This is a genomic window from Streptomyces sp. NPDC001220, assembly GCF_053597895.1.
The window spans coordinates 61387-87374 of the sequence record NZ_JBSFJE010000026.1; the positions used below are offsets into that span (position 1 = coordinate 61387).

The window sequence follows — 25988 nt, forward strand, 5'->3', positions numbered from 1 at the left end:
ACGCCCCGACACGGGAGGCACTCGCAGCCGTCAACTCCGCCCCGCCGGTCGACGCCGCTTCTGGTCCGGGCGTCAGCCGGCCGACTTGGTCCGCACAACTCACAGGGGGCGGCGGGTCTTTGGCTCCCCTGTACATCGGAGACCGCGGTCGCGGTCGAGGGAGGCCCGCCGGTCTGCGCTCACCGCTAGACCGCCGCGCCGGAGCCGACCGTGTCGCGGGAGAAGGTGACCCCCTCGGGCGCGCCGGGCAGGACTCGGGGCAGCCACTCCATGGTGACCGTGGCGACGGCGTCCTCCCGCTGTACGGCCGTGATGCGCAGCCTCGTGGCGTCCGACGCGGCCACCGGCGGCTGCAACTCGGCGCACAGCCGCACCGGTTCGTCAAGGTCGGCGAAGGCCGGGCAGTCCATCTGGACGGCGCGCAGCACCGCTCCCGCGGGGACGCCGTGGCGGCGGTGGACCAGGTGATGGCCCAGTTGACGAGCGCCTTCCAGGGTGACCATCAGAGGTATGTGGTCCCCGGGGTGATCGAAGAGCACGGCGTGGTGAAGATCGACCAGCAGCCGCCACTCCCCCGCCTCCGTGCGGCCCAGCACGCTGTCCTTGGCCCGCAGGCGGCCGACGTCGGCCGCCGGCAGGCGAGTTGCGGTCAAGTGCCCGACGCGGGCGACCTCGTCACGGCCCTGCCCCTCCGCTCCCCGCCAGCGGAGCCGCTGGTACAGCCTCTCGTCGACGGCGTAGACGCTCAGCCCGGCCCGGGCGCACTCGCGCCCGGCCACGGACACCACCGCGTCCACTCGCATACCGAAGCGCCGGGGCGGTCGGTTCGCCACCCACGACCACTGGGCGTCCAGGGTCACGTGCAACGGGGTGTCGCCTACCAGGAACGCCTCGTGGTCCGTGATCTCGAAGTGGGTGTCGCTGCCGAAGAACCGGTGTCCCAGCGGGATCCCGCAGTACTCGTGCGCCAGGTAGACCAGAGCCTGGCGCACTGTCTCGGTCAGCAGCAGCGGGTCGGACATGCCCTGAGCGTCGGGATAGTACAGCGCGTGGTCCCGAGGCCACTGGGCTCCCACGAGGAACCGGCCCTCGCTCACCTGCAAGGCGTCCGTGATGAAGACCTCCGCGACCGCGGCCCGGTGGACCAGTTGTCGGGAGACTGGTTGAAGGAACTTCAGAGAGGCATCCACTACTGCCGTGCCCGGTTCGCCTGGGACCCTGGTCGACAGTTCGTACAACTGGTCCATGGTCTCTCCCCCATCAGGTTCGGGAATACCGTGGTGATGCGCCGTGAAAATATACCTTCGCAGAGGTATTCTGCAAGGACCAACTCGTGCGGGGCATGCGCGCCAGGCACCGTCGAAGCGTTCGGAAGAGGAATCATGAGCAACCTGAACAGCGACCTGCGGACCGCCGCCAAGGCCGCTCCCCCGCGGGAACTCAAGCAGGAACGGGCCAGCCGCACCCGGAGGCAGCTCCTCCACGCCGCTGCCACGGCCTTCGCTGAAAAGGGGTTCCCCTCCGTCACGCTCCAGGACATCGCCGACCGCGCCGAAGTGACCAAGGGAGCCGTCTACTTCCACTTCACCAACAAGGAGGCGGTGGCCGTCGCGGTCACCGAGGAGTTCTACACACAGCTGCCCGCCATTGCCGAGTCGGTCACGGCCAGGCAGTTCCCGCCGCTCGACGCGGTCGCCGAGCTCCTTCTGCGGACCGCGGTCGCCCTGCGGGACAACCCGGTGATGCAGGCCGGTGCCCGGCTGCAGATCGAGCGGAACCTGGTCGACGCCGACATGCCGACGCCGTTCAGCGAGTTCACCCAGCTCATCGCCGAGCTACTGGCACAGGCCCAGGACGAGGGCACTTTGCGGACCACCACCGACATCTCCTCCATGGCCCGCGTCGTCGTCGCCGCGTTCTTCGGCAGCCAGCACATCTCCTGGGTCCAGCACAATCGTGAGGACCTCACGGATCGCGTCCAGGAGATCACCGACGTCATCCTCCCCCGCCACGCGTGATATCCGCGCCTCCCCGGCCACCCACCGCCACACAAGGAGAGCCCTTCCCATGTCCGCCCTCACCCTCCCGGTCGTTCCTCTCGGTACCAGCGGCCCGCCAGTAGGCGCCCAGGGCCTGGGCTGCATGGGATTCAGCGAGTTCTACGGACCCAGCCCGCAGGCCCAGGCGCAGGAAACCCTGCAGGCCGCCCTCGACGCGGGCGTCACCATGTTCGACACCGCCGACCTGTACGGACACGGCGAGAACGAGGTGCTTCTGGGCCCCTTCGTCCGCGCCCACCGTGAACGGGTCTTCCTCGCCACGAAGTTCGGCATCGTGCGGCAGCCGGGCCGCCGGACCTGGAACCAGGTCCGCGGCGACCGCGCCTATGTCCGCCGGTGCGCCGAGGCGAGCCTGAAGCGCCTCGGCATCGACACGATCGACCTGTACTACGCGCACCGCCGCGACCCCTCGGTTCCCCTGGAGGAGACCGTCGGCGCGATGGCCGAGCTCGTCCAGGAGGGCAAGGTCCGCCACTTGGGGCTCTGCGAGGTGACCGGCCCCGAACTGCGCGCGGCCCACACCGTCCACCCGATCACCGCGCTGCAGTCCGAGTGGTCGCTCTTCAGCCGCGACGTCGAGACGTCGGCGGTCCCCACGGCCGCGGAACTCGGCGTGGCATTCGTCGCGTACTCGCCTCTCGGCCGTGGCCTGCTCACCGGCGCGCTCCCCGACAACAGCGAACTGAGCCCGGGCGACACCAGGTTGTCGATGCCCCGGTTCACCGGCGAACACGCCCGCACCAACTACGCGCTCCTCGACACCGTCCGCGCGATCGCCGCGGACCACGCCGCGACCCCCGCACAGATCGCGCTGGCCTGGCTGCACCAACAGTCCCGCGTCCACGGCCTCACCGTCCTGCCCATACCCGGCTCCCGCAGGTCCGCCCGGCTGCGGGAGAACGCCGCCGCGACGGCGCTCACCTTGTCCGCGGCCGAACTCTCCGTACTCGAACCGCTGGCGGCGCAGGTGGCCGGCACCCGCTACGCGGACATGAGCACCACGGCGACCGCCCGCGAGTGACCCCGCCCCGGGGGGTGGCGAACTGAGCGCCGACTCCCGGCAACGCCGCGCATCAGCGTCACGCGCCCCCACCGACCGGCTGCAGCGCCCCGAGGACTGCCGCGAGACCAACCGGATCGAGACGGGCGATGTTGTGGCCGACGGGAATCTCGTGCACCCGCCAGCCCGAGCTGTGGCGCAGCCGTTCGGTCACGGCCACGAACGGGCTGCCCGGCCACGCGCCACCGCTGATGAACGTGCGGCCGACCGCGCGGCGGGGGCCGCTTTGCAGCCTGAGCGACTGGAGGAGGCTCGCCAGCGGATGCGGCCGCGAGCGCGGGTCGGCCCCACGGGGGACCGCCACCCAGCGGCCGTCGTCGCGGACACCGGTCATGAACAGGTGCCGGAACCGGTCGCTGGTCAGCGACCAGCACGAATCACCGTCCTCCGGGACGTAGGCGTCGATGAAGACGAGCTGGTCGAGACGGTCGACGAGCCGGTCCGCGACACCGGCGATCACCATCCCGCCGTAGCTGTGCCCGCACAGCGCGAGGGGCCCTTCACCGCCGCCTTCGATGAGCCCGGCCACCTGGTCGATGTGGGTGTCGAGATTCGGCGGCCGGTCCACGTCGGCCGGACCGTCCGGCTCCAGCCCGGCCAGGGTCACCGCCTCGACCTGGTGACCGTCGCGGTGCAACTCGGCCGCCACCTCGTCGAACGCCCACCCGCCCTGCCAACCACCCGGCACCATCACGAACTTCACCACATCATCTTAGGCGAGGCACCACACCACGCGTACGCTCCGTGACGGTACGTCACAGCCGTTCCGGGGCCGGCGAGCATCGCGTTCGACTGCCGGCTCCACGATCATGCAGGTCGCACGGGATCCCCGTATGCGGCGCCCGACCGCACCCCGCCGCCGGGCGGTCAGCCGGGCACCGGCCCGGATCTGGGTCGCTGGCCCGCGCGCGGAAGGCTTCTCTCACGGCTCTCGCATGATCGTTCTGCGTCGAGAGCACAGATGATCACCCAGGTCCACGGGCATCCCGCATCCGGGGCCGCGCCCGAATGCGTCATGACAATCGGCCGGATGTGGTTCGCTGCTGGGGTGACTCAGGACTTGGAGATCGTCGCATTCGAATCCGCCGAGGCATTCCAGGCATGGCTCGGCGAGAATCACGCCGTCTCGCCCGGCATCTGGCTCAAGCTTCGCAAGAAGGGCCCCGGAATCGTCGCGCTGGACTACGCCCAGGCGCTCGACGAGGCACTCTGCTACGGCTGGATCGACGGCCAGAAGGCCAAGTTCGACGACCAGTGGTGGCTGCAGCGGTTCACCCCGCGCAAGCCGCGCAGCAAGTGGTCCAAGATCAACCGGGACAAGGTGGCCGCCCTGATCGAGCAGGGCCGGATGCATCCCCAGGGGCAGGCCGAAGTCGACCGCGCCAAGGCAGACGGCCGCTGGGAGGCGGCCTACGACGGCGCGAAGGCCGCCACGGTGCCGGACGACCTCGCGGCGGCCCTGACCGCCGACCCGGCCGCGGCGGAGTTCTTCGAGACACTGGACCGGCAGAACCGCTACGCGATCCTGTACCGGGTCCAGGACGCCAAGAAGCCCGAGACCCGGGCGCGCCGGATCGAGAAGTACGTAGCGATGCTGGCCAAGGGCGAAAAGCTGTACCCGTAGTCGCGGAGAGGGACCGCAGCCGTGCAGCGCCTTGGGGACCTGGCGCGCCTGCGGCCCCGGCAGCAGCCGGCCCGCTCCTGGCCGTCTGGGTCACCGCGGCGAGTGTCTCCGACAACGTCGGCGGCATACACCTGATGTCCCACATCGCCGCGGCTCACCCCCGAGTAGCCAAAGCATGGGCCGACATCGACCACGGCACCAAAACCATCGACCACGGCGCCCGCCTCGGCATCGACGTGGAAGTCGAAGTCGAAGTCGAAGTCGTCCAACGCGAGCCGGGCGCCGAGGGATTCAGGGTGATTCCGCGGCGCTGGGGCGTCGAGCGCACCTTCGGCTGGTTCGTGCACCGCCGCAGCCTGGCCCGCGACTACGAAACCCACCAGCTGGCGCGACACCCGACCCCCGAACCGCCCCCCGAACCAAACAACCTCGCCGGGGCGAAACGCTCTTTTACTGCTTGTCGGTGAACTGCGGGTCCGTCTTCTGGTTGTAAATCTCCGCGCCGGATGCGTTGTAGGCATGGACGTAGGGGCTCGGGCCCGCGTAGTGCGGACCGCGGTAGTCGGTGGAGAGCGCCGCCGCGTAGACGAACGCGCCGCCTGCCATGACCGCCGGGTACTGCTTCGGGTTGTCGCCGTAGCTGATGGTGATCTTGGCGATGTCGGATGTGTAGTGCCCGGCGCCCAGCATGAGGTACCGCCCCTCGCCCGCGGGCGCACTGTTCGAGTCGAAGTACTCGATCATGTGACCGGTGCCCCACAGGCGGTCGTTGATGAACGTGGGCGGGGAGTCCTGGCTGTTGCCCTTTTCGCCCTTCGACTCGCATTGCACGTACTGATCGGCTGCGTTCACGGCGATGACCACGCCGTCCCAGTCCTGCGACGCGATGGGCGCGCGGACCGCGACCACCGCGTGGAATCGCGATGCGTCCGAGCCCAGGCAGGAGGCCAGGATCTTGGCGACGGTCCCGGCGTCGATCGGGGTCGTCGTCCCGCTGGTGATGGAGAACGCGTCCGCAGCGGAACTCGCGTGAGCCGAGGACGACGCCGAGCCGGCTCCGGCCGACGTGGAGCCGTTCGTGGTGCTCGGACTCGGGGACGCGGTGGCGCTCGTCGGGTTTCCGGCGGGGTCGGCGAGCAGCGGCTTGCCATCCCTTGCCCCGTTGAAGACGGCCACGGCCGCGACGCTCATCGCCGCAACGCCGGTGGCGACGCCTATCGGCACTCCCCACCTGCTGCGCAGCGAAGCACGGTTGTTCTCAGGGCCGATCTTCATCAGTAGCTCCTCTCGGGTCCGCCGGTGGTTCGGCAGATCACGATCGGAAGGAGCCGCAGGAATGCCCGGCTTGTGGTTCATCGTGCGACCTCTTCCGCGTTGACGGGATTGTTCGAACCGAATGACGCTGGAGCCGCGGCTCCGCCAACGAGGTCGGCCCCCAGCCTCCGCCGCGCCCGGTGCAGTCTGGACTTCACCGTCCCGACCGCCACGCCCAGAGCTGCCGCAGCCGCCTGCTGGTCCAGGCCCGACCACACGCAGAGCTCGACGACGTCGCGTTCGTGGCGCGGCAGCCGCGCCAACGCCCGGTGGATTTCCGACATGCGACGCTCGTCGTCGACCCGGCCGGCGACGCGGTCCGCGTGGTCACCCACCGGCTCGTCATGCGAGACGAGCCGGCGCAGCAACGCCTCGGCCCGCCTCAGCCGCCGCCTGGTGTTCGACAGCAGGTGGTCGGCGATGCCCAGCAGCCACGGCAAGGCCGAGTCGCGGTCCAGCACCGTCTCCGATCGCCGACGCCAGGCGTGCAAGAACACGGTCGACGTGAGGTCTTCGGCTTCGGACCAGTCGGCCGTGCGCCGGAACAGGTGGTTGTAGACGGCCTTCCCATGGCGGTCGAACACCCGGCCGAACGCCTCCCGGTCGCCATCGACGGCCCTCGCCCACAGCTCTCGGTCGGATATCCCTCCGACCGGTACGGCGGGACCAGCATCGTTCAGTTCCATGCCCTATACGTGTCCGGCAGCCGACCGAAGGTTCCCGCTGAGTTTGCTCCGCTTCGACGGACGGATCCGGCCCTGCTGTGAAGACATGTCTGCAGTCGATTTGTCGTCACTCGGTTACATTTGCGCACTTCGCCCGCCCCCTGAAGGCGCTGCTCCTTCACGCGGAATGTATCGGGCTGCCGATGACGGGCCTCGCCGGGGCCCAGACCGGCAGGTGGCCCGGAGGTGCGCCTGTCCTCGGCGTGCTGCCGTCTTCAGGACCGCACTCCTCGTCGCGGGCAACTTCATCTGGTCGACCTCATGCGGCTGCGGCCACTTCGCACGTCTAGTCGAGCGTCTTGCGCGGATCGTGCCTCGAGGCGTCAGCCCATACCGTCGGCAGCTCTCGTTCGTGCCTGTCGGCCTCGGCGTGTTCCTGTCCGTACAACAGGCCCCAGACGAAGCCGGGTTCGCCGGCCTCGTGTGCCGCCACGGCCAACTTGCGCAGGGCATCGCGGGTCACGACGCTGTCCTGGTGGTTCCCGAGCACCTTCTGGACCGCTTTGACGCGCTTGCCCAGACGCGTGGCGGGCTTGCCGAGTGCGGCGCGGGCCGGCTCCGTGGCGTACCGGGTCTTCTTGGCCGCCTTGCGGGCCTCATGGAGGGCCATGTCACGTTCTGTCCCCGCGCGAGTTCCAGCGCATGGGCCATACGACCGGCAAGACGATCGTATTCCTCGAGAATGGCCCTGGCCGTGACCCTCTCCGGCTCCCGGTCGGCCTTGCCCCGCGGCGGCGGCCGTTCCGTCCGAAGGGATCCGTTCCGCCCCTGTGGACCCTCACGCCGCCGGGGTCTTGCCGTGTGCCTGATCGGCCCATGGGTACACGGCCGGTTCCCTGCCCCGACCCCTGGAGCCGTCAGTGAGCCCACGCCCCCGCAACGTATTCGTCGTCGGTCTCGACGAGGCCAATCTACGGACCCTGCGGACCGTCCCCCGCGCCGAGGAGCTGCGTTTCCACCGCCTCCTGACCATCCGGGAGCTCCAGCACGGCGAGGTGACCGTACCGGAACTGATCGACCGGGCCCGGAGCGTGCTGGACGGCTTCGACGAACCGATCGACGCGATCGTCGGCTACTGGGACTTCCCGGTGAGCACGCTCGTCGCGCTGCTCTCGAAGGAGTACGGGACGCGCGCCACCAGTCTGGAATCGGTGGTCAGGTGCGAGCACAAGTACTGGAGCCGTCTCGTGCAGCAGGAGGTCGCCACGGAGCACCCGCGCTTCGGCCGGGTGGACCTCGACGCGTCCGACCCGCAGCCGCCGGAGGGTGTGCGGTTCCCCATGTGGCTCAAGCCGGCGCTGTCGTACTCCTCCGAACTCGCCTACGGCGTGCAGGACATGGAGCAGTTCCGCACCGCCGTGGAACACATCGGCCAGGGCATCCACCGGGTGGGCCGCCCCTTCGAGTACATCCTGGACCGGCTCGACCTGCCGCAGGAGATGGCCGGGGTCGGCGGCCAGGTCTGTCTCGCCGAGGAGACGCTCGACGGCGTCCAGGTCGCGGTCGAGGGATACGAGCACGACGGCGAGATCACCGTGTACGGCGTTCTCGACTCGATCAACTACCCGGATTCCACCAGCTTCCTCCGCCACCAGTACCCCTCCGCCCTGCCGGAAGCGGTACAGGAGCGCCTGCGGGAGGTGTCGAAGCGGGTGATGCGCCACATCGGCTGGCGGCAGGCGACCTTCAGCATCGAGTTCTTCTATGATCCGGCCACCGACGGGATCTCGATCCTGGAGATCAACCCCCGCCACTCCCAGGCACACGCGGAGCTCTTCGACTACGTCGACGGCGTGCCCAACCACCACTGCATGCTCGCCCTCGCCCTGGGCGAGGATCCGGCCATGCCGTCCGGGCAGGGACCGTACGCCCTGGCCGCCAAGTGGTACTACCGCTGGTTCTCCGACGGCGTCGTACGCGAGGTGCCGCAGCCCGAGGAACTGGCCCGCATCGAGAAGGAGATACCCGGCGTCCGCGTCGACGTCGTGCCCAACGAGGGCCAACGCCTGTCGGACGTCGACCAGCAGGACAGTTACAGCTACGAGGTGGCACACATCTTCACCGGCGGTGCCGACGAGCACGACCTGCGCGAGAAGTACGACCGCTGTGTCGCCGCGCTACGACTTGCCTTCGACCGCCCGACTGACCCCACGACCGACCCCACGACCGACCGCACGGCTTGAGAGACGTATGCGATACATCGACAACCTCCCCCACACCACCAGGCAAGAGGACCACGTCAGGATCCCGATGCCGGACGGCGTCCACCTGTCGGCACGCGTCTGGCGCCCGGTCTCCTCGGACGACTCCCCCGTCCCCGCGATCCTGGAGTACATCCCGTACCGCAAGGGCGATCTGAGTTCGGTCCGCGACTCGATCCACCACCCCTACATCGCCGGGCACGGCTACGCGTGTGTCCGCGTGGACCTGCGCGGTACCGGTGACTCAGAGGGCGTCCTCACCGATGAGTACCTGGAAGTCGAGCAGAACGACGCCGAGGCGGTACTCGACTGGCTGGCTGCGCAGCCCTGGTGCGACGGCACGACCGGGATGATGGGCATCTCCTGGGGCGCGTTCGCGGCCCTACAGGTCGCCGCCCGGCGCCCCAGCAGTCTGCGCGCCATCGTCATCTCCTCGTTCACCGACGACCGTTACTCCGACGACATGCACTACATGGGCGGCGCAATGCTGTCCGACAACCTCGCCGAGGCGGGCACCATGTTCGCCTACGCCACCTGCCCGCCGGACCCGTCCGCCGTCGGCGACCGCTGGCGCGCGATGTGGCACGAGCGTCTGGAAGCCGCCGAACCGTGGGTGCTGAACTGGCTACGCCACCAACGCCGCGACGACTACTGGAGGCACGCGTCGGTGTGCGAGGACTACACGGCCGTACGCTGCCCCGTCCTCGCCTCCAGCGGCTGGGCCGACGGATACTCCAACGCGGTGACCCGCCTGCTCGCCCATCTGGACGTACCACGCAAGGGCTTGATCGGCCCCTGGTCCCACAAGTACCCCCACCTCGGCGAACCCGGACCCGCCATCGGCTACCTCCAGGAAGTGGTGCGCTGGTGGGACCACTGGCTGAAGGGGGCCGACAACGGGGCGATGGACGGCCCGATGCTCCGGGCGTGGATGCAGGACAGCGCGCCACCCTCCACCTCGTACGAGGAACGCCCCGGCCGGTGGGTCGACGAGCGGACATGGCCCTCGGAGCACGTTCACGACACCCCGTACGCGCTGCGCTCGCGCCACCTCACCACCGCGGACGAAGCCCCCGACGACGGGGGAAGCCAGACGCTGCGGTCCCCGCTGTCCGTGGGCCAGTTCGCCGGCAAGTGGGCCTCGTACAACGCCCCGCCGGACCTGCCCTACGACCAGCGGGAGGAGGACGGCGGCTCCCTGGTCTACGAGACCGAACCGTTGACGGACCGGCTGGAGATCCTCGGGGCGCCTCGCATCGAACTGGAGGTGAGCGCGGACCAGCCGGTGGCCATGGTGGCCGCCCGGCTGTCGGACGTGGCCCCGGACGGCAGTGCCACCCGCGTCACGTACGGCGTCCTCAACCTCACCCGCCGGGACGGCACGGACGAGCCCGCCCGCTTGGAACCGGGTCAACCCGTCCGGGCCACAGTGCACTTGAACGGTGTGGCGCAGGCATTCCCGCCGGGCCACCGCATAAGGCTTTCGCTGTCCACGTCGTACTGGCCGTTGGCCTGGCCGCCGCCACGGCCCACGCTCCTGACCGTCCACGAGCAACCGTGCCGCCTCTTCCTGCCGGTCCGCCCCGCCGACGAACCGGATACCTCGGTCCCCTTCGAGGCGCCCGAAGGCACGGCCCCCATCACGACGACCCAGGTGACCCCGCCGGAGCAGCGCTGGGAGGTGAGCCGCGATCTGATCGACTACCGGGCGGCGTTGAACATCGTCAAGGACCGCGGCACGGTCCACTACGACGCGATGGACCTGGACGTCGGCTGCCGCGTCCACGAGCGGTACACCTCGGTCGCGGAGGACGTCACCTCACCGGCCGGCGAGGTGACCTGGGCCATGAGTTTTCGTCGCCAGGACTGGGATGTACGGGTCCGCACGAGCACCACGTTGACCTGCGACTCCGAAAACTTCCACGTCAACGCCACGCTGGACGCCTACGAGGGCGGCCGACGCGTCGCCTCGCGCACCTGGAACGAGTCGGTCCCCAGGGACGCGCTGTAGACCGTCCGCGTTCTCGCCCCCGGGCGCGTGTCCGCCGAGCAGGCGTGTCACGGCCGGCAGCACCGAGGCCGCTGTCTGGCCGGACACCATCTCGGCGGGACCCTCCGACCCGGATGTCGCCGAGTCTCTTCTGGACCGGCTGATCAACGCCGGCCACGAGATCGTCGTGAACGGGCGGCGCTGAAGATGGATTTGTAGCCGTGTGCGCCCACGGGTACGGGAGCGGCGCCGCGCTGTCAGGGGTGGTCTCCGGTGCCGCCGCTGGTGGGAGCGGAGGTCTGTCGCTGGCCGCCGGGGCGCGGGGCGCGGCCGGCGTCGTGGATGCTGTCGCGGGCGGCCGCGGCGACCGCCTCGGGCGTGATGCCGAACTCGGTGTACAGGCGCTGGTAGTCGGCGGAGGCGCCGTAGTGCTCCAGGCTGACGATGCGTCCGGCGTCGCCGACCACGTCCCGCCAGCCCTGCCCCACCGCCGCCTCGACGCTGACCCGGGCCCGCACGGCCGGCGGGAGGACCTCGTCCTGGTAGGCCGGGGGCTGAGCGGCGAACCACTCCCGGCACGGCATCGACACGACCCGCACGGCCAGGCCGTCGGCCTCCAGCAGTGTGCGGGCCTCAAGGGCGATGTGCACCTCGGAGCCGGTCGCCACGAGGATGACGTCCGGCACGGTGCGGTGCGCCGCGTCGGCGAGGACGTATCCGCCGCGGGCAGCGTCCCGGGCAGGAGCGCAGGCACCGTTACCGCGGTCAAGCACGGGAACGTTCTGCCTGGTCAGGACCAGTGCGGCGGGGCGATCCCGGTGTTCCAGGACGGTGCGCCAACAGGCGGCGGTCTCGTTCGCGTCGGCAGGGCGGACCACGTCCAGGCCCGGGATGGCGCGCAGCGCGGCCAGGTGCTCCACCGGCTGGTGGGTGGGGCCGTCCTCGCCCAGGCCGATGGAGTCGTGGGTCCACACATAGGTGGTGGGCAGCTTCATCAGCGCGGCCAGGCGGACAGCCGGGCGCATGTAGTCCGAGAAGGTCAGGAACGTGCCGCCGTAGGGGCGGGTCAGGCTCTGCAGGGCGATGCCGTTGAGGACCGCGCCCATGGCGTGCTCGCGGATGCCGAAATGCAGGGTGCGGCCGTAGGGGCCGCCCTTCCAGTCCTTGGTCTGGCGGTCGGCCGGTACGAAGGACGGCTCGCCGTCCATGGTGGTGTTGTTGCTCCCGGCCAGGTCGGCGGAACCACCCCACAACTCCGGCAGCACCGGGGCCAGCGCGCTGAGTACCTCGCCGGACGCGGCACGGGTGGACATCCCCTTGGGGTCGGCGGGGAAGTCGGGCAGGGCCTCGGTCCAGCCATCCGGCAACCGCTGCGCCTGCAGCCGGTCCAGCAGTTCGGCGCGCGCCGGATCGGCCGTCCGCCACGCCGCGAACGCCTCGTCCCACTCGCCGCGCAACCGCCGCCCGCGGTCGGCGGCCTGCCGGGTCCGCGCCAACACCGCATCCTCCACGACGAAGTGGCGCTCGGGGTCGAACCCCAGCAACCGCTTGGTCGCGGCGACCTCGTCCTCGCCGAGCGCGGAGCCGTGGGCCTTGCCGGTGTTCTGCTTGGTGGGGGCGGGCCAGCCGATCAGGGTGCGCAGCATGATCAGCGAGGGTCGGCCGTCCTCGTCCTGTGCGGTACGGACGGCGGCCAGCAGCGCGTCGACGTCCTCGGTGTAGTCGCCGGTGACCGTCCAGTCGACGGTCTGAACGTGCCAGCCGTAGGCGGCGTAGCGGGCCGGGACGTCCTCGCTGAAGGCGACGTCGGTGTCGTCCTCGATCGAGATGTGGTTGGAGTCGTAGAAGACGACGAGATTGCCCAGCCCCTGATGGCCCGCCAGGGAAGCGGCCTCGCCGGTGACGCCTTCCATCATGTCGCCGTCGGAGGCGACGACGTAGACATGGTGGTCGAAGGGACTGCTGCCCGGCTCGGCGTCGGGGTCGAGCAGACCACGTTCGCGCCGGGCCGCCATCGCCATGCCGACCGCGCTGGCCAGCCCCTGACCGAGCGGGCCCGTGGTGATCTCCACACCTCGCGTGTGCCGGTGCTCGGGGTGGCCCGGGGTGGCGGAGCCCCAGGTGCGGTACGCCTCCAGATCCGACAGCTTCAGGCCGTAGCCGGTCAGGTAGAGCTGGATGTAGAGGGTCAGGCTGGAGTGCCCGCAGGAGAGCACGAACCGATCGCGGCCCAGCCACTGGTCGTCGCCGGGGTCGTGCCGCATGACGTTCTGGAACAGCAGATGCGCCAGCGGGGCGAGGCTCATGGCGGTGCCGGGATGGCCGTTGCCGACCTTCTGAACCGCGTCGGCCGCCAGCACCCGTGCGGTGTCCACCGCCCGTACGTCCACCTCGTCCCACCCTGTACGATCCGCCAGCGGCCTCGTCACCGACCGGTCCGGTCGGGAAGTGGTGTCGGGCTTTTCGCTCGTCATGCCGTTGCTCCTCGGAACTGCCGGTGGCTGGTTCTGCCGTCCTTGAAGGGGCGTACGGAGCCCGGGCCGCCGGGCCGCCCCTCGAGGGTCATTCGTGCGCGCCGGGGCGCCCCGCGGGGGTCATTCGTGCGCGCCGGGCCGCCCCGCGGGGGTCATTCGTGCGCGCCGGGCCGCCCCGCGGGGGTCATTCGTGCGCGCCGGGCCGCCCCGCGGGGGTCATTCGTGCGCGCTGGGCACCTGGAGCGGGTCGTGCGGAGCGTCGGGCTTTGCAGCGGCGAGTTGCTCGCCCAGTTCGCCCAGCCGGCTGCGGCCGAGAGCGGAGCGGACCTTGGGGAACCACTCCTTCTCTTCCTCCTCGACGTGGTGGCGCACGTTCTCGATGAGAACGGTCATCTTGGCGTCGAACCGCTCGTCCTCGGGATCCAGGCCCGCAAGTTCGGAGAGCATCCACAGGACGACGTGGTGTTCCTCGACGCTCTCCAGCACGTGGTCGGTGGTGTCCGGCACGGCGGCGCGGGCGGCGGGGTAGAAGATCTTCTCCTCGATCCAGGCGTGGACCGTCAGCTCCTCGATCACCTTGTCGGCGATCTTCCGCTTGGTCTTGTAGGCACGGTCCCCGGCCTGCTCGAACTCCTTGAACAGCTTCTCGACCGTCTGGTGGTCGTCCTTGAGCAGCACAATCGCGTCCATGGGCCCGCCTTCGCGTTGTCCGGCACGTCCCGCAAGGAGCGGGGGTGTTCTCGCCGGTGGAATACCGAAAGCCGATCGGCTCCCACGCCCCGGTTACCCCGGGCAGTGCGTCCGACTCATCTGAGGGCGGCATCGGCAAGGTCGACAGCATTCCGACGCGGTCGGTGACACCAATCTGGTGGTCGACACCGGTGGGTGGATCCTCGGCAAGGAGGTCGATGCTCCCGGCGAGGGCGGTCGTTCCCCGACGACACCTCCGGAGACGACGCAGACACAATCCGTCCACGGTCCGCCTGCGGCCCCGCCGCGGGGCAGGGGACGCAACTATTGCCCATGCCCTGGCAAATGCCCCTACCTGACCCTTGACTGGTCTGGACCAATCACGCTTTGCTGCAGGGGCCACCACTCACCCCCTACGTCTGGAGTGGCAGATGAGCACAACCATGCCCAGCGGGCATCGCAGACCCGTATATGGCAGGTGCATGACAGCACTGCTGGCCGTACTGGTCGGCCTCCTCGGCGCGTTCACCGTCTTCGGCGCCGCGAGCCCCGCGGCGGCGGCGGACTGCGCCGCGGCCTGGAGCTCAGGCGCGGTCTACACCGGCGGCATGACCGCCTCCTACAACGGCGACAACTGGCAGGCCAAGTGGTGGACACAGGGCGAGACGCCCGGTGTCGCCGCGGTCTGGGCCGACCAAGGAGCCTGCAGTGGCTCCGGCGGAGGAGGCACCGGCGGCGGCAGCTGCAACTACCCCGCCTGGGTGGCCGGACAGTCCTATGCGACCGGCGCCATCGTGAAGTACACCCCCAATGGCCAGTACTACGTCGCCACCCACGACAACCCCGGATACGACCCCACCATCAGCACTTGGTACTGGTCCCCCTACACCTGCACCGGAGGCTCGGGGGGAGGAGGCACGGGCGGCGGCTCCGGCGGATTCGTGGTCAGCGAAGCCCAGTTCAACCAGATGTTCCCGAACCGGAACTCCTTCTACACCTACAGCGGTCTGGTGGCCGCGCTCAGCGCCTACCCCGGATTCGCCACCACCGGCAGCACCACCGTGCAGAAGCAGGAGGCCGCGGCGTTCCTGGCCAACGTCGACCACGAGACCGGCGGCCTCGTCTACGTCAACGAGGTCGACCAGTCCGGGAACTACTGCGCGAGTGAGCCCTACGGCTGCCCCGCCGGCACCTACGCCTACTACGGACGCGGCCCGATGCAGCTCAGCTGGAACTTCAACTACAAGGCCGCCGGCGACGCCCTCGGCGTCGACCTGCTGGACAACCCCGGCCTGGTTGCGTCCGACTCGGCGATCTCCTGGAAGACCGGCCTGTGGTACTGGAACACCCAGACCGGCCCTGGCACGATGACCGGACACAACGCCATGGTCAACGGCGCGGGCTTCGGCGAGACCATCCGCAGCATCAACGGCAGCCTCGAGTGCAACGGCGGCAACACCGCCGAGATGCAGGACCGTGTCAACGACTACCTCTCCTTCACCTCTATCCTCGGCGTCCCCGCAGGTTCCAACCTCACCTGCTGACCGCCACCCATCGGAACGTCCTGCCACCAAGCCGTCTCACCACCGAGTAGCCGCCTCCCCAGTACCGAATCAATGAAGGTTTTCAACCTGATCGGGAAGCTGGCGAATTGGCAATTCAGAACGGCGAAGCTCCTGGTAGTTGGGGGTCGAACAGGAACAACCCTCTCTGCCAGGAGCTTCGCGCAGCTCGCAGCAAGCTTCGAAGCCTTCGCACGACTTCGCCCGGTCGGGAGTCGAGAACTGCGTCGTGTGGTGACGATGATGAGTTTGGCTATGCCCGACCGGCTGGCTCGCGTCAACGCCCGGGCGGCGTACGGCTGTCCCGGACCTCACGGGCATAGAGCGTGGCTTCCCCGGGTGCAGTCCCGGGTGCAGTCCCGGCTGAACCTCCGGAGCGTGCGCTGCGTATGAATGCCGAGGGACAACTCCGGTCTACGCCACGGGACGGAAGGAGAGCACCGTGCCCACACCGCCCGCGTCCGACGCACCGGACGACCGCACCGCGCTGGAACCCATCCGCGTGCTGCGCCCGCGCCGCACCGACGCGCTGGCCCAACTGCTCGACGACATACGCCAGGACAAGGACTATCGCGACCGCGCAGCCGTGGCCGCACCTGCCCCCCGCACCCCGACCGACGCCGAGACAGAGGAACTCCCGCCTGTCCCGGGCGGCAAGACGGCGGAACTCCCCACACTCGACGGCGACACCCGCCCGCCGCGTGCCGTAGACCACCCCCGCCTGGGGCCAGGACAGCGCCGGGCGGCCGGCGCGATCACGGTCACCGCGGCGGCCGTCATCGGCTTCGGCTGCTCTCTCCTTATCCCCAGCCCTACCGAAGCCACCCCGACCGCGCCCTCGGCGAGTGCGCCAGCAGACCCGACCTCGGCCGCCCCGGGCGCGGTCGAGGGCACCGACGCCCTGACCAACCCCGGCTTCGAGTCGGGCGGCCTCTCGCCGTGGAGCTGCGCCGGCAACCCTGGCTCGATCGTTTCCTCCCCCGTCCACACGGGCTCCAAAGCCCTCCAGGGGACGGTGAGTTCAAGCGACACCGCGCAGTGCAACCAAACGGTGGCGGTACGGCCGAACACCACCTACTCACTCAGTGCCTGGGTCCGCGGCTCCAACGTCTACCTGGGCGTGAACGGCGGTACATCCACCTGGACCACGTCCCCAACCAGATACAGCCCGCTGACCGTCTCCTTCACCACAGGCGCCTCCCAAACCAGCGCGACGATCTACGTGCACGGCTGGTACGCCCAGGGCAGCTACTACGCCGACGACATCACCCTGAACCGGGCCGGTGGCGGCGGCCACACCTAGAGCCTCAGCGCCGCTGGGCCGGGGCGCAATGACGACGGCTACTCCTTCGCCACGTCCACGGGCTCTTCTCGCACATGCAGACCCCCACAGCACTGGCCAGAGCAGCTCGGTGGCGACCGTCCGGCAACGACAGCCCCATTCAAGAGCTGGCACGATGTCCAGCATGAGCCGACCGGTAACCGATGAAACGGACTGCTGAGAGAAGCAGCCTGCACGCCAGGCGAGCCGTGACGCCGCAGGTTCCGCCGGCCACGTGGGGCCCGGTCGACCTGGTGTACGGCTTCACTTCAGCCAGCCGTAGGTTCGCTCCACCATCCAGCGTTTCGGGATCGGTGTGAAATCCCAGCACCTCCCACGGGAGATGTGGGCAGTACCGTGCGCACGACCATGCCGTTGCGCTCCAACCGGCGCAGTGTCTGGGTGAGAACTCGCTGGGTGATGCCCTCGAGTCGCCGCTTGATGTCGTTGAAGCGCCTGGGTTCTTCGAGCACTGCCATCACCATCAGCGACCACTTGTGAGCTATCTGGTCGAGGATGGGGCGCGCGGGGCAGTCGGCCCGTATCCGGCTGAGAGTGGAACTGTCGACAGCCGCCCGGCAATGCCGCGAGGCGATGGAACTGCCGCTCGATCTGCACGGCGCGAGCGGATTCGCGGACGACAACCCGCTGCAACGGTTCTGGCGCGACGTCGCCGTCGGCACCCGGCACCCGGCACCCGTACGTCACGCCGTACACCCTCGCCGAGGACCACGGCCGTGTCACCTTCGACATGATGCCCACCGTCTCGCTGACCCTGTGAGCCGGCGTTGACCCCGGAACTGCTCAAGCACATCATGCGCCACCAGGCCACCACGGTCGCCCTCGTCACCACGGACAGGGACGACCGGGCCGGCATGACGGCGACATCGTTCACCTCGGTGTCCGCGGCATCCACCGCTCGTGCTCTTCTTTGTGGCCCGGACGGCGTCCGCGTGGCCGGCCCTCGCCGTGGCGGACCGCCTCGGCATCCATCTCCTCGGCGAGGACAGCCAGGAGCTGGCCCGCAGATACTCCGCCCCGGGGATCGACCGGTTCGATCAGCCGGCAATCGGCTACGACGACGGCCGCACGTCGGTCGCCGGCGCGGTCGCCTGGCTCGAATGCCGGATGGCCGACCGGATCCCGGCGGGCGACCACCACATCGTCCTGGCCGCGCCGGTCAGGGGCGGGCATGGCAACCGGGACCAGCGCGGACCGCTGCTGTACCACGGCCGCCGTTATACCTCGGTCACGGAGCCGCAGGAGAGGAAGCCTGGCAAGGTATCTGCCGACTGAGACACCATTTCCTTCCGGTGGATCGGCGTCAGGCGGCAGGCGGGACGACGACGACCTTGCCATGCACCGCGCCTTCCGCGGCCCGGGCGTGGAGCGCCGACAGCTCGGCCAGCGGCACCCGCTCGGCGACGTCGACGCGCAGCTCCCCGCTGTCGATCAGCGCTACCAGCCGCGACAGCTGGTCGGAGTCGCTGCGGACGAACAGGTCGATGCCGCGCACACCGCGCTCCTCGTCGGCGGGCGCGGGCATCCACACCGTCGTGTTCACCACGACCCCGCCCGGACGGACCAGCGTGACGAGCGCGGCCAGCTCGGCCGGGTCGACCGGCGCGAGGTTGAGCACGACGTCGACCGGCTCGGTCACCGCCGTGGTCACCCCGGTGGTCGTGTGGTCGATGACCTCATCGGCGCCGGCCGCCTTGACCGCCTCGCTGCTGCGCGGGCTGGCCGTGGCGATCACGTGCGCGTCGGCCCCCTTGGCGAGTTGCACGGCGTAGCCGCCGACCGCTCCGCCGGCGCCGTTGATCAGCACGCGTTGCCCGGCCGTCAGCTTGCCGTGGTCGAACAGCGCCTGCCACGCGGTGAGGCCCACGACTGGCAGTGCGGCGGCGTCGGGCAGCGGGACGCTGTTGGGAGCCGACGCCAGGACCTCGGCCGGTGCGAGAACGTACTCCGCAGCGGCGCCGTTCCCGTCCATCGGCAGGAAGCCGATGACGTCGTCGCCAACCGCAACGCCGGCCACGCCCTCGCCCAGCGCGTCGACCGTGCCGGCGACGTCGATGCCGGGAGTGTGCGGCAGCACCACCGGAATGGGGCCGCGCATGAAGCCGCCGCGGATGTTGCCGTCGACGGAGTTGAACGACGTCGCGGCCACGCGGATGCGGACCTCACCGGCCCCGGGAACGGGCAGCTCCACGTCCTCGTAGCGCAGGACACCGGGGTCGCCGTACTCGTGGAAACGTACTGCCTTCATTTCGGTACTCACCTTCGCTGCGGTCCACATTGCTTCGAATTCGAAGTAACTGTTGACGACAGTACCTCTGCTTCGAATTCGAAGCAAGCCCTGTCGGTGCAAGTGCTGTCGGTCACTCCCGGTGCGAGCGCATCACCGCGGCGAGTTCGGCCGCGGCCCGCGACGACGACCGTGGGCATGGGGTCGGCGTGCACGTCGGTCAGGCACCTGCCACCGGTCGCCTCGGCGTCGAGCAGGACGCTGAACACACTCCCGCCGATCCACTCGAGTTGCTGCTGGTCCTCACGTTGCGCGAGGCAGGGGATGCTCATGGCCGGTCCTCGGAATCCGTGGGCGGCGGCGCCGTCCTCCGTTCCGCAACCCTGCGCCGCACCCCTGCCCGATCTCCCTGTTCTGCGGTGCTCGGCCGGGCCCAACACTGCCCACATCGTGCGCTGATGAGGTCGCGACATCGGGCCGTTGAGACCCTCGCGTCCGCCCGATCCACCCGCCCGGGACGGCAGCGGAATTCGCGGAGGAGTTCAGTTCCGGCTCCGCCCGTGGCGTGGTGGAACGGCAGCCGACCACACCCTTCGAATTCGAAGCAGTAGAATCCGGTCATGCCTGATTCACCGCCGTCGCTCGACCCCGTGCAGCTCGGCGCCTACTTCGACCTCGTCGAGGTGACCAGCCTGCTCCGGCATGCGGTCGAGCAGCAGCTGCGCGAGACCGGGGATCTCAGCTACGTGCAGTTCCAACTGCTGGCCCGCCTCGGAGACTCGCCGACGGGCAGCCACCGCATGACCGACCTTGCCGACGGCGTCGTCTACAGCCGCAGTGGCCTGACCTACCAGGTAGGTCTGCTCGAAAAGGAGGGCCTGGTCGTCCGCGCACCCTCGCCGGACGACGAGCGGAGCATCACCGTCACCATCACCGATGCCGGGCGCGAGCTGCTCGCGAAGGTGCTGCCGGGCCACGTCGAGGTGGTCAGCGGCCTCCTGTTCGAGCCGCTTTCACGCGAGGACGCCAAGGCTCTCGCAGGCCTGCTGGCGCCGGTGCGCGACCACATGCGCTCAACGCCGCCTCGCTCGGCCGCGCCTCGCCGCCGCAAACACGGAGCATAAGAACGCGACAGGCGTCGGAGCGCCGAAGACCGCCGCGGATCAGGACGAGCGTGACCAGCCGGGCGGCAGGATCGGCCCACCGGTCGCGGTTCGCGGGCCGCTCGACCGTAGAGGCAAGAGGGAAACCAGAGAGGAACTTGGATCGGGAGCGGCGGGGCTGGCGGGCCGCCTGGCACAAGCTCGAGCCGGTGCGCTGGTGGGCAGGGAGCCGGAGCGGCCGGTGCTCGACCGGATGCTGTCGGGCGCGGCGGACGCCCCGCACGTGGCGTACGTGCACGGTCCCGGCGGCATCGGCAAATCCTCGCTGGTGCGCTACGCCGCCCGGCAGGCCGAGCTCACCGGCCGCCGCGCGGTGCACGTCGCCGGACGGTTCCTGGACGCTGATCCGCGCCGGCTCGAGGAACTCCCTCGCCGGCCGGCCCGCGCCCCTGCGTCCGTCGGTCTTGGGACCACACGGCCGGGGCGCTGCGGATGGGTGCGGGGTGGTCAGGAGATCGGCGTGGTGAAGTAGTCGCCGTGTGCCAGGTCTTCGAGGAGGGTCGGGTGGATGGGTGACCAGCCGAGCATCTCCTGTGTACAGGAGCTGGAGACGGGCGCGTCGAAGCCGTAGACCCTGGCCATGAACGGGCTGACGTAGTGCCCGGCAGCCTGGTCGGGTGTGAGCGAGACCGTGGGCAGATCCAGGCGCCGGGCGATCGTCTCCGCGATGCTCTTCATGGTGACGCCGGTTTCCGCGACTCCGTGCAGCACGCTGCCCGCGGGAGCCTTCTCCAGCGCCAGGCGGAACAGGACTGCGGCGTCGCGCCGGTGTACCGCGGGCCACCGGTTCGTGCCGTCGCGGACGTAGGCCGAGACGCCGGTCTTTCGTGCGGTGGCGATGAGCATGGGGATGAAGCCGTGGTCCTGGGGGCCGTGGACGGTGGGAGCGAGGCGGACCACGCTCGCGCGTACTCCCTGGGCGGCGAAGCCCAGGCAGGCTCGCTCGCCCGCGATGCGGAAGGCGGCGATTCCGGCCGTGTCGGGCTCGTCCTTCTCGGTGGTCTCCCGGCCGGCGGGCATGACCAGCGTGCCCGAGGTGATGACCAACGGCTTGCCCGAGCGTTCCAACGGCTGGCCGAGCGCCTCGATGGCGGTCCGGTCCCGCCGCATCATGTCGTCGAGGTCGGAGAAGTCGCCGCCGTAAGCCATGTGCAGGACGCCGTCGGCGGTCCGGGCGCCGCTGCTCAGACTGTCGTGGTCGTCCAGGGAGCCGCGGTGCGGTGTGGCGCCCAGCGACTCCAGCCGGGCGGCAGCAGCGTCCGAGCGCGCCAGAGCGGTGACCGTGTGGCCGGCCGCGATGAGCTCGGCGACGACGGCGGGGCCGGTCTGACCGGAACCGCCCGTGACAAAGATGTGCATGAAGTGTTCCCTCTTCCGCGTAACGCCAGCGACTGGCGCTACATAGCGCCAGTCGGTGACACTACGTAGCGCCAGTCACTGGCGTCAAGAAATGTCAGTCACTGGCGCATGTGCTAATTTCGAGCAGTGCCACGGAGCGGAGCGGAAGCGCGGCGCCGCCTTCAGCAGGCGGCCCTGGAGCTATACCAGGAACACGGGTTCGATCAGACGACCACGGCTCAGATCGCGGCCCGGGCCGGCGTCAACGAGCGCACGTTCTTCCGGCACTTCCCCGACAAGCGCGAGGTGCTCTTCGCCGGCGAAGCCGACCTGCGAGCCGCGCTGATGCAGGAGGTCGCCGACGCCCCGGACGGGCTTCAACCACTCGACATACTGCTGTGCGCCTTCCGGAAGGCCGGGCGCATCCTCGAGGACAACCGCCCGTTCTCCGAACCACGACTGGAGATCATCGCCAGGACACCGGCTCTCCGCGAGCGCGACCTGGCCAAAGGCGCATCTCTCACCGAAGCGGTAGCACAGGCCCTACGGCAGCGCGAGGTACCCGACCGCCTGGCCGACCTGGCGGCTCATACCGGCTGGGCCACCTTCCACCACGCGGCCCAAGCCTGGATCGACGACCCCTCACAGAGCCTGGACGCGCATCTCCTCCGAGCCTTCGACGATCTACGCGCCCTCTCCTCGACCAGTCGGCCGACGCAGAGACGGCTTGGCAACTGAAACCGTCCCGCCCTGGTGGGGTTCGACCTGCTGCTCGACGCTCCGGATCACGGACCTCGTCCACGCTGTCCTCCCCCTCCATCCGGCCAGCTCAGAGTCAGGATGAAAATGGGCTCACTGGTCAAAGAGCGGGTGTGACCGGTTGTCGGGGTGCTCACGCCGGTCGTGGACGGCAGCCGACGGAGTGGATCGTCCGTCAGCGGTTGACGCCCGGGTGCCTGCCCGAAGTGGCCACGCGGCCTTGTCCGGTCGCCGACTAGCCTGCCGACTTCACGCTCAAGTCACCGTTCGTCGTCGACAGATCGAGGCGGTACATGCCTGACGGGTCGTTCTTGAACGCCACGTTCTTGTCGCCGTGGGAGTCGTTCGCGGAGATCCGGTACTTGGCGGGTGGTGTGGTGACCGTGAGGTTGCCGCTGGTCGTGCGCACCTTGATGTTCTGCGCGGTGGCCGTCTGGATCGTCACCTCGCCGTTCGATGTCTGCGTGTCGATGCCGCCGCCCTTGACGTCCTTGACGTTGACGTCACCGTTGGACGTGCGTAGCTTCACAGGGCCCGTGGCGTTGGTCACCGCGATCTCACCGTTGCTTGTGTGTACGTCGACCGTGCCGACATCGGTCAGTGTGAGGCCACCGTTGGACGTGCCTCCTGTCACCGCAAGACCGGCAGGCACCTCGACGATGTAGTCGACGCCGCAGTTCCTGCCGCAGCCGGACAGCACCAGGACGCCGTCCCTGACGCGGAAGGACGTGCCACTCGGCTTGTCACCGCGGTAGTTGACCTTGCGGTGCACGGAGATCGTGGAGGCGTCCGTCGAAGCGTCCACCTTCACCTCTCCGTTCCTGTTGTCGAGACGGATCGAGGTGATTCTCTGCGGCACCTTGGCATCGTCCTCGAAGGTCTTCTGGCTGAGCGCCGAGCACGCGGACAGCCCGCTGACCGTGAGAGCAGCCAGAGCCACCGCGGTAGGAACGCGCGTCTGTGGGCGTCGCATGAAAGTCCCCCGTGTGAAGCGAGTTGAATCGTTGATCAGTCATCGCGATCCTACGCAGCCGCTCTCCCGCCCTCACTGGGGAAAACCCCCCAATGCCAGGACTGGGCCGTCATTCACCACCGCACGGCTCTTCGTCCGGCCGCTACGAACTCGCGCTTGGGGTGGTGCGCGCCACCCCTCCGGCGTGCCCGACTTCGGTCACGCCGGTCTGCCGCACTCCGACCGTTCTGGTGGCGTCTGCTCCGGCAAGTGGTGAGGTGCCGTTGGTCGGGTACCCGGACACACGATCAGACGGTGTCAGGAGAAGGCCGATTGGTCGCAGCCCACGGCGATCCAGGGCCGACGGCGAGCACGAACGGACGCCGAACGGCCCAGGATCCGCCGCAACGCCGACGAAGGACAGGTGAGCACCCATGACCGCAGCGGGTTCCCCACGCACCGACAGTGGAGCACAGGAACCGGTCGGCGACCTGGTCCAACGTGCCTCGCAGCAGTTGTCGCAGCTGGTCCGCGACGAAATGCGCCTGGCGCAGGCGGAAATGGCCCAGAAGGGCAAACGGTTCGGCAGGGGCGGTGGGTTGCTCGGCGGCGCCGGCCTGATGGGTGTTCTCACTCTCCAGGCGCTGGTGGCCACCGTGATCGCCGCGCTCTCGCTCGTCATGGATGTGTGGGCGGCGGCGCTGATCGTCACCGCCGCCTTGGCCGGCGTCACCGCGCTGACGGCGGCCCGTGGCAAGCGGCAGATCAGCAAGGCATCCCCGCCGACGCCGGAACAGACCATCGACAGCGTCGAGGCCGACGTAGCCGAAATCAAGGAGAGGGCACAGCGATGACCCAGGACAAGCCGCACACGGGCGATGAGGCGACACCCTCCACAGAGCAACTGCGTCAGCAGGTCGAGGCGACCCGCGAGGAACTCGGCGAGACCGTCGAGGCGCTCACGGCCAAGGTCGATGTCAAGGCCCGCGCCCAGGAGAAGGCGGACGCCGTCAGGCAGCAGGTCGAGAAGAAGAAGACACAGGCCGAGGCCCAACTGCGGGACAAGGCGGCACACGTGATCCACGTGGTGCAGGACAGGACCCCGGAGCCGGTACGCGCCAAGGCCGCCGCCGCCACGGAACAGGTTCGCGTCAAGGCAACTCATGCCGGTCAGCTCGCGTGGGAGAAGACCCCGGAGCCGGTACGCGAGAAGGCCGGCCAGGGCCTGCGGGCGGCACGGGCCAACCGTGCCCCGCTGTACGTGGCGGTCGGCGCGTTCATCACGCTGCTGCTCGTCCGCCGTTCCAGGAAGCAGCGATGAAAGCGAGCAAGATCGCTTACAGACCACTCGGCACGGCCATGGGAGCCCTCAGCGGCATGCTGGCCGGTGCGGCGTTCAAGCAGGTCTGGAAACGGCTCGGCCACGACGAAGACACCCCGAACGCCACCGACGAACACCGCACCTGGGCTGAGGTCCTGTCCGCAGCCGCCCTGCAGGGCGCGATCTTCGCCGGGGTCAAAGCCGCCGTCGACCGCGGCGGCGCAACCGCCATCCGCCGGCTGACCGGCAGTTGGCCCGGCTGACCACTGCCGTCGGCGTCCCCCGCAGCCGAACCGGGGCGGACGCCGCATGCTCGGCATCACCCCGGCTCGGCCGCTTCAGCCCATGTCGTGACTCGGGTGGGGCTCCGCGTCATCGGCGACCAGGCACCAATCGGTGTTCCGCATTCACCTGTTCGAGGGCCTCCGACCGCGGCAAATCGAGCTGAGCAGCCACGGCCGGGGCATCAGGACGCTGCGGGGACCGCCGTATCGAGGCCGCGTGACGCGACGAGCTGTGCACTGCCGTCGGCCAGGCGGTAACACAGGCCCACCACGGCGGCCTGGCCGGCGGCGACCTTCTCGGCGAGTACCCGGGAGCGGTCCAGCAGCAGGTCGACGGTGTGCCTTATGTGCTCGGCGAGGATCTCCTCGGGCTCGACCTTTCCGGCGGCTCGTGCTGCCAGCACGCTGGGGGTCACCCGCTCGACGACGTCCCGGATGTATCCGGCCGGCGTGATGCCGTTCTCCAGGGCAGCGCACGCCGCTCCGACCGCGCCGCACGAGTCGTGGCCGAGGACCACGACCAGCGGACAGCCCAGCACGTCCACGCCGTACTCGATGCTTCCCAGCACCTCCGGCCCCATGACGTGGCCGGCGGTGCGCACCACGAACAGGTCGCCCAGGCCGCGGTCGAAGATGATCTCGGCGGCCAGCCGGGAGTCGGAGCACCCGAACAGCACGGCGAAGGGCTGCTGGGACGGTGCGATCTCGGCGCGGCGGGCGGCGTCCTGGTTCGGGTGCACGGGGGCGCCGGTGACGAAGCGCTGGTTGCCGGCCAGCAGCAGCTCGAAGGCGTCGCGGGGCGCCGGGGTCTGGATCTCGGTCATGGTGGCAGCCTAGGACCCTGCGTCAGCCGTCGCACGGCCTGGTCCTGCCGGAAGCCTCGGGCGAAAGGTGCTCCCGGG

General features: G+C 69.6%; 26 protein-coding genes and 3 pseudogenes. 16 read left to right on the plus strand and 13 right to left on the minus strand.

Annotated elements, in window-relative coordinates; translation table 11 throughout:
• Positions 1 to 185: 185 nt before the first annotated feature.
• Positions 186 to 1247, minus strand: coding sequence for a ScbA/BarX family gamma-butyrolactone biosynthesis protein (locus ACWDGI_RS40680; protein WP_450768071.1), 1062 nt, complete (start codon positions 1245 to 1247; stop codon positions 186 to 188).
• A gap of 135 nt (positions 1248 to 1382) precedes the next feature.
• Between ACWDGI_RS40680 and ACWDGI_RS40685 the strand changes: the two genes are divergently transcribed.
• Positions 1383 to 2018: a ScbR family autoregulator-binding transcription factor gene (locus ACWDGI_RS40685; protein ID WP_450768072.1), complete on the plus strand. Its 636-nt coding sequence runs from the start codon at positions 1383 to 1385 to the stop codon at positions 2016 to 2018.
• Between the two features lie 49 nt (positions 2019 to 2067).
• On the plus strand, positions 2068 to 3081 hold the full coding sequence (locus tag ACWDGI_RS40690; protein ID WP_450768073.1) for an aldo/keto reductase: 1014 nt from the start codon (positions 2068 to 2070) through the stop codon (positions 3079 to 3081).
• Between the two features lie 58 nt (positions 3082 to 3139).
• Here ACWDGI_RS40690 and ACWDGI_RS40695 read toward each other — a convergent pair whose 3' ends face one another.
• Positions 3140 to 3823: an alpha/beta fold hydrolase gene (locus ACWDGI_RS40695; protein ID WP_450768074.1), complete on the minus strand. Its 684-nt coding sequence runs from the start codon at positions 3821 to 3823 to the stop codon at positions 3140 to 3142.
• A 327-nt stretch (positions 3824 to 4150) separates the two neighbouring features.
• Here ACWDGI_RS40695 and ACWDGI_RS40700 point away from each other — a divergent pair, with 327 nt between their 5' ends.
• Both ACWDGI_RS40700 and ACWDGI_RS40705 read left to right on the plus strand, forming a co-directional pair.
• A complete protein-coding gene (locus ACWDGI_RS40700; RefSeq protein WP_450768075.1) occupies positions 4151 to 4744 on the plus strand; it encodes a YdeI/OmpD-associated family protein in 594 nt (197 codons plus the stop codon).
• 68 nt (positions 4745 to 4812) lie between these two features.
• Positions 4813 to 5124: pseudogene (locus ACWDGI_RS40705) on the plus strand (transposase); the annotation flags it as partial.
• Positions 5125 to 5194: 70 nt separating this feature from the next.
• On the opposite strand, the gene ACWDGI_RS40710 reads toward ACWDGI_RS40705, so the two are convergent.
• From ACWDGI_RS40710 to ACWDGI_RS40720, 3 genes and pseudogenes are all read right to left on the minus strand, one after another.
• On the minus strand, positions 5195 to 6019 hold the full coding sequence (locus ACWDGI_RS40710) for a hypothetical protein (protein ID WP_450768076.1): 825 nt from the start codon (positions 6017 to 6019) through the stop codon (positions 5195 to 5197).
• A 77-nt stretch (positions 6020 to 6096) separates the two neighbouring features.
• A complete protein-coding gene (locus ACWDGI_RS40715; RefSeq protein ID WP_450768077.1) occupies positions 6097 to 6744 on the minus strand; it encodes an RNA polymerase sigma factor in 648 nt (215 codons plus the stop codon).
• A 325-nt stretch (positions 6745 to 7069) separates the two neighbouring features.
• Positions 7070 to 7521, minus strand: a pseudogene (locus ACWDGI_RS40720) (CHAD domain-containing protein); the annotation flags it as partial.
• A gap of 122 nt (positions 7522 to 7643) precedes the next feature.
• Between ACWDGI_RS40720 and ACWDGI_RS40725 the strand changes: the two are divergent.
• Both ACWDGI_RS40725 and ACWDGI_RS40730 read left to right on the plus strand, forming a co-directional pair.
• Positions 7644 to 8966 carry an ATP-grasp domain-containing protein gene (locus ACWDGI_RS40725; RefSeq protein ID WP_450768078.1) on the plus strand — a complete coding sequence of 441 codons (1323 nt, stop codon included), beginning with the start codon at positions 7644 to 7646 and terminating at the stop codon, positions 8964 to 8966.
• Between the two features lie 7 nt (positions 8967 to 8973).
• Complete coding sequence (locus ACWDGI_RS40730; protein WP_450768079.1) at positions 8974 to 10995, plus strand: CocE/NonD family hydrolase; 2022 nt, start codon at positions 8974 to 8976, stop codon at positions 10993 to 10995.
• A 236-nt stretch (positions 10996 to 11231) separates the two neighbouring features.
• Here ACWDGI_RS40730 and tkt read toward each other — a convergent pair whose 3' ends face one another.
• Both tkt and ACWDGI_RS40740 read right to left on the minus strand, forming a co-directional pair.
• Positions 11232 to 13448: a transketolase gene (tkt, locus tag ACWDGI_RS40735; protein WP_450768080.1), complete on the minus strand. Its 2217-nt coding sequence runs from the start codon at positions 13446 to 13448 to the stop codon at positions 11232 to 11234.
• A gap of 216 nt (positions 13449 to 13664) precedes the next feature.
• Positions 13665 to 14138 carry a hemerythrin domain-containing protein gene (locus ACWDGI_RS40740; RefSeq protein ID WP_450768081.1) on the minus strand — a complete coding sequence of 158 codons (474 nt, stop codon included), beginning with the start codon at positions 14136 to 14138 and terminating at the stop codon, positions 13665 to 13667.
• A 482-nt stretch (positions 14139 to 14620) separates the two neighbouring features.
• Here ACWDGI_RS40740 and ACWDGI_RS40745 point away from each other — a divergent pair, with 482 nt between their 5' ends.
• Both ACWDGI_RS40745 and ACWDGI_RS40750 read left to right on the plus strand, forming a co-directional pair.
• Positions 14621 to 15682: a glycoside hydrolase family 19 protein gene (locus tag ACWDGI_RS40745; RefSeq protein WP_450768082.1), complete on the plus strand. Its 1062-nt coding sequence runs from the start codon at positions 14621 to 14623 to the stop codon at positions 15680 to 15682.
• 916 nt (positions 15683 to 16598) lie between these two features.
• A pseudogene (locus ACWDGI_RS40750) lies at positions 16599 to 16994 on the plus strand (carbohydrate binding domain-containing protein); the annotation flags it as partial.
• Positions 16995 to 17290: 296 nt separating this feature from the next.
• Here the strand turns inward: ACWDGI_RS40750 and ACWDGI_RS40755 are convergent.
• On the minus strand, positions 17291 to 17617 hold the full coding sequence (locus tag ACWDGI_RS40755; RefSeq protein ID WP_450768120.1) for a winged helix-turn-helix transcriptional regulator: 327 nt from the start codon (positions 17615 to 17617) through the stop codon (positions 17291 to 17293).
• Here ACWDGI_RS40755 and ACWDGI_RS40760 point away from each other — a divergent pair.
• Together ACWDGI_RS40760 and ACWDGI_RS40765 are read left to right on the plus strand one after the other, a co-directional pair.
• The gene (locus ACWDGI_RS40760; RefSeq protein WP_450768083.1) at positions 17538 to 17813 is read left to right on the plus strand and encodes an acyl-CoA dehydrogenase family protein; all 276 of its coding nucleotides are present in this window, start codon (positions 17538 to 17540) and stop codon (positions 17811 to 17813) included. The two genes, ACWDGI_RS40755 and ACWDGI_RS40760, sit on opposite strands and share 80 nt — an antisense overlap.
• Positions 17814 to 17942: 129 nt before the next feature.
• Positions 17943 to 18317, plus strand: a complete 375-nt coding sequence (locus ACWDGI_RS40765) for a flavin reductase family protein (RefSeq protein WP_450768084.1) — start codon at positions 17943 to 17945, stop codon at positions 18315 to 18317.
• A 28-nt stretch (positions 18318 to 18345) separates the two neighbouring features.
• Here the strand turns inward: ACWDGI_RS40765 and ACWDGI_RS40770 are convergent, their stop codons facing one another.
• A complete protein-coding gene (locus ACWDGI_RS40770) occupies positions 18346 to 19290 on the minus strand; it encodes an NADP-dependent oxidoreductase (protein WP_450768085.1) in 945 nt (314 codons plus the stop codon).
• 8 nt (positions 19291 to 19298) lie between these two features.
• On the minus strand, positions 19299 to 19601 hold the full coding sequence (locus tag ACWDGI_RS40775) for a hypothetical protein (protein ID WP_450768086.1): 303 nt from the start codon (positions 19599 to 19601) through the stop codon (positions 19299 to 19301).
• A 288-nt stretch (positions 19602 to 19889) separates the two neighbouring features.
• Here ACWDGI_RS40775 and ACWDGI_RS40780 point away from each other — a divergent pair, with 288 nt between their 5' ends.
• Positions 19890 to 20393, plus strand: a complete 504-nt coding sequence (locus ACWDGI_RS40780; protein ID WP_450768087.1) for a MarR family winged helix-turn-helix transcriptional regulator — start codon at positions 19890 to 19892, stop codon at positions 20391 to 20393.
• Positions 20394 to 20589: 196 nt separating this feature from the next.
• Entirely contained in the window at positions 20590 to 20904 is a 315-nt protein-coding gene (locus ACWDGI_RS40785; protein WP_450768088.1) for an ATP-binding protein, read from the plus strand.
• Here the strand turns inward: ACWDGI_RS40785 and ACWDGI_RS40790 are convergent.
• Complete coding sequence (locus tag ACWDGI_RS40790; RefSeq protein ID WP_450768089.1) at positions 20880 to 21791, minus strand: SDR family oxidoreductase; 912 nt, start codon at positions 21789 to 21791, stop codon at positions 20880 to 20882. The genes ACWDGI_RS40785 and ACWDGI_RS40790 overlap by 25 nt on opposite strands.
• Before the next feature lie 126 nt (positions 21792 to 21917).
• Between ACWDGI_RS40790 and ACWDGI_RS40795 the strand changes: the two genes are divergently transcribed.
• A complete protein-coding gene (locus ACWDGI_RS40795) occupies positions 21918 to 22508 on the plus strand; it encodes a TetR family transcriptional regulator (RefSeq protein ID WP_450768090.1) in 591 nt (196 codons plus the stop codon).
• A gap of 256 nt (positions 22509 to 22764) precedes the next feature.
• On the opposite strand, the gene ACWDGI_RS40800 is transcribed toward ACWDGI_RS40795, so the two are convergent.
• Positions 22765 to 23469 (minus strand): DUF4097 family beta strand repeat-containing protein, encoded by a 705-nt coding sequence (locus ACWDGI_RS40800; RefSeq protein WP_450768091.1) that lies wholly within the window; start codon positions 23467 to 23469, stop codon positions 22765 to 22767.
• 446 nt (positions 23470 to 23915) lie between these two features.
• On the opposite strand from ACWDGI_RS40800, the gene ACWDGI_RS40805 reads away from it, so the two are divergent.
• The 3 genes from ACWDGI_RS40805 to ACWDGI_RS40815 are packed head-to-tail and all read left to right on the plus strand — an operon-like array spanning position 23916 to position 25065.
• A complete protein-coding gene (locus ACWDGI_RS40805; protein ID WP_450768092.1) occupies positions 23916 to 24335 on the plus strand; it encodes a phage holin family protein in 420 nt (139 codons plus the stop codon).
• Positions 24332 to 24802 carry a DUF3618 domain-containing protein gene (locus tag ACWDGI_RS40810; protein ID WP_450768093.1) on the plus strand — a complete coding sequence of 157 codons (471 nt, stop codon included), beginning with the start codon at positions 24332 to 24334 and terminating at the stop codon, positions 24800 to 24802. The genes ACWDGI_RS40805 and ACWDGI_RS40810 overlap by 4 nt, the downstream gene beginning before the upstream one ends.
• Complete coding sequence (locus ACWDGI_RS40815; protein ID WP_450768094.1) at positions 24799 to 25065, plus strand: DUF4235 domain-containing protein; 267 nt, start codon at positions 24799 to 24801, stop codon at positions 25063 to 25065. The genes ACWDGI_RS40810 and ACWDGI_RS40815 overlap by 4 nt, the downstream gene beginning before the upstream one ends.
• Positions 25066 to 25268: 203 nt before the next feature.
• Here ACWDGI_RS40815 and ACWDGI_RS40820 read toward each other — a convergent pair whose 3' ends face one another.
• Entirely contained in the window at positions 25269 to 25910 is a 642-nt protein-coding gene (locus ACWDGI_RS40820) for a carbonic anhydrase (protein WP_450768095.1), read from the minus strand.
• Positions 25911 to 25988: the final 78 nt, after the last annotated feature.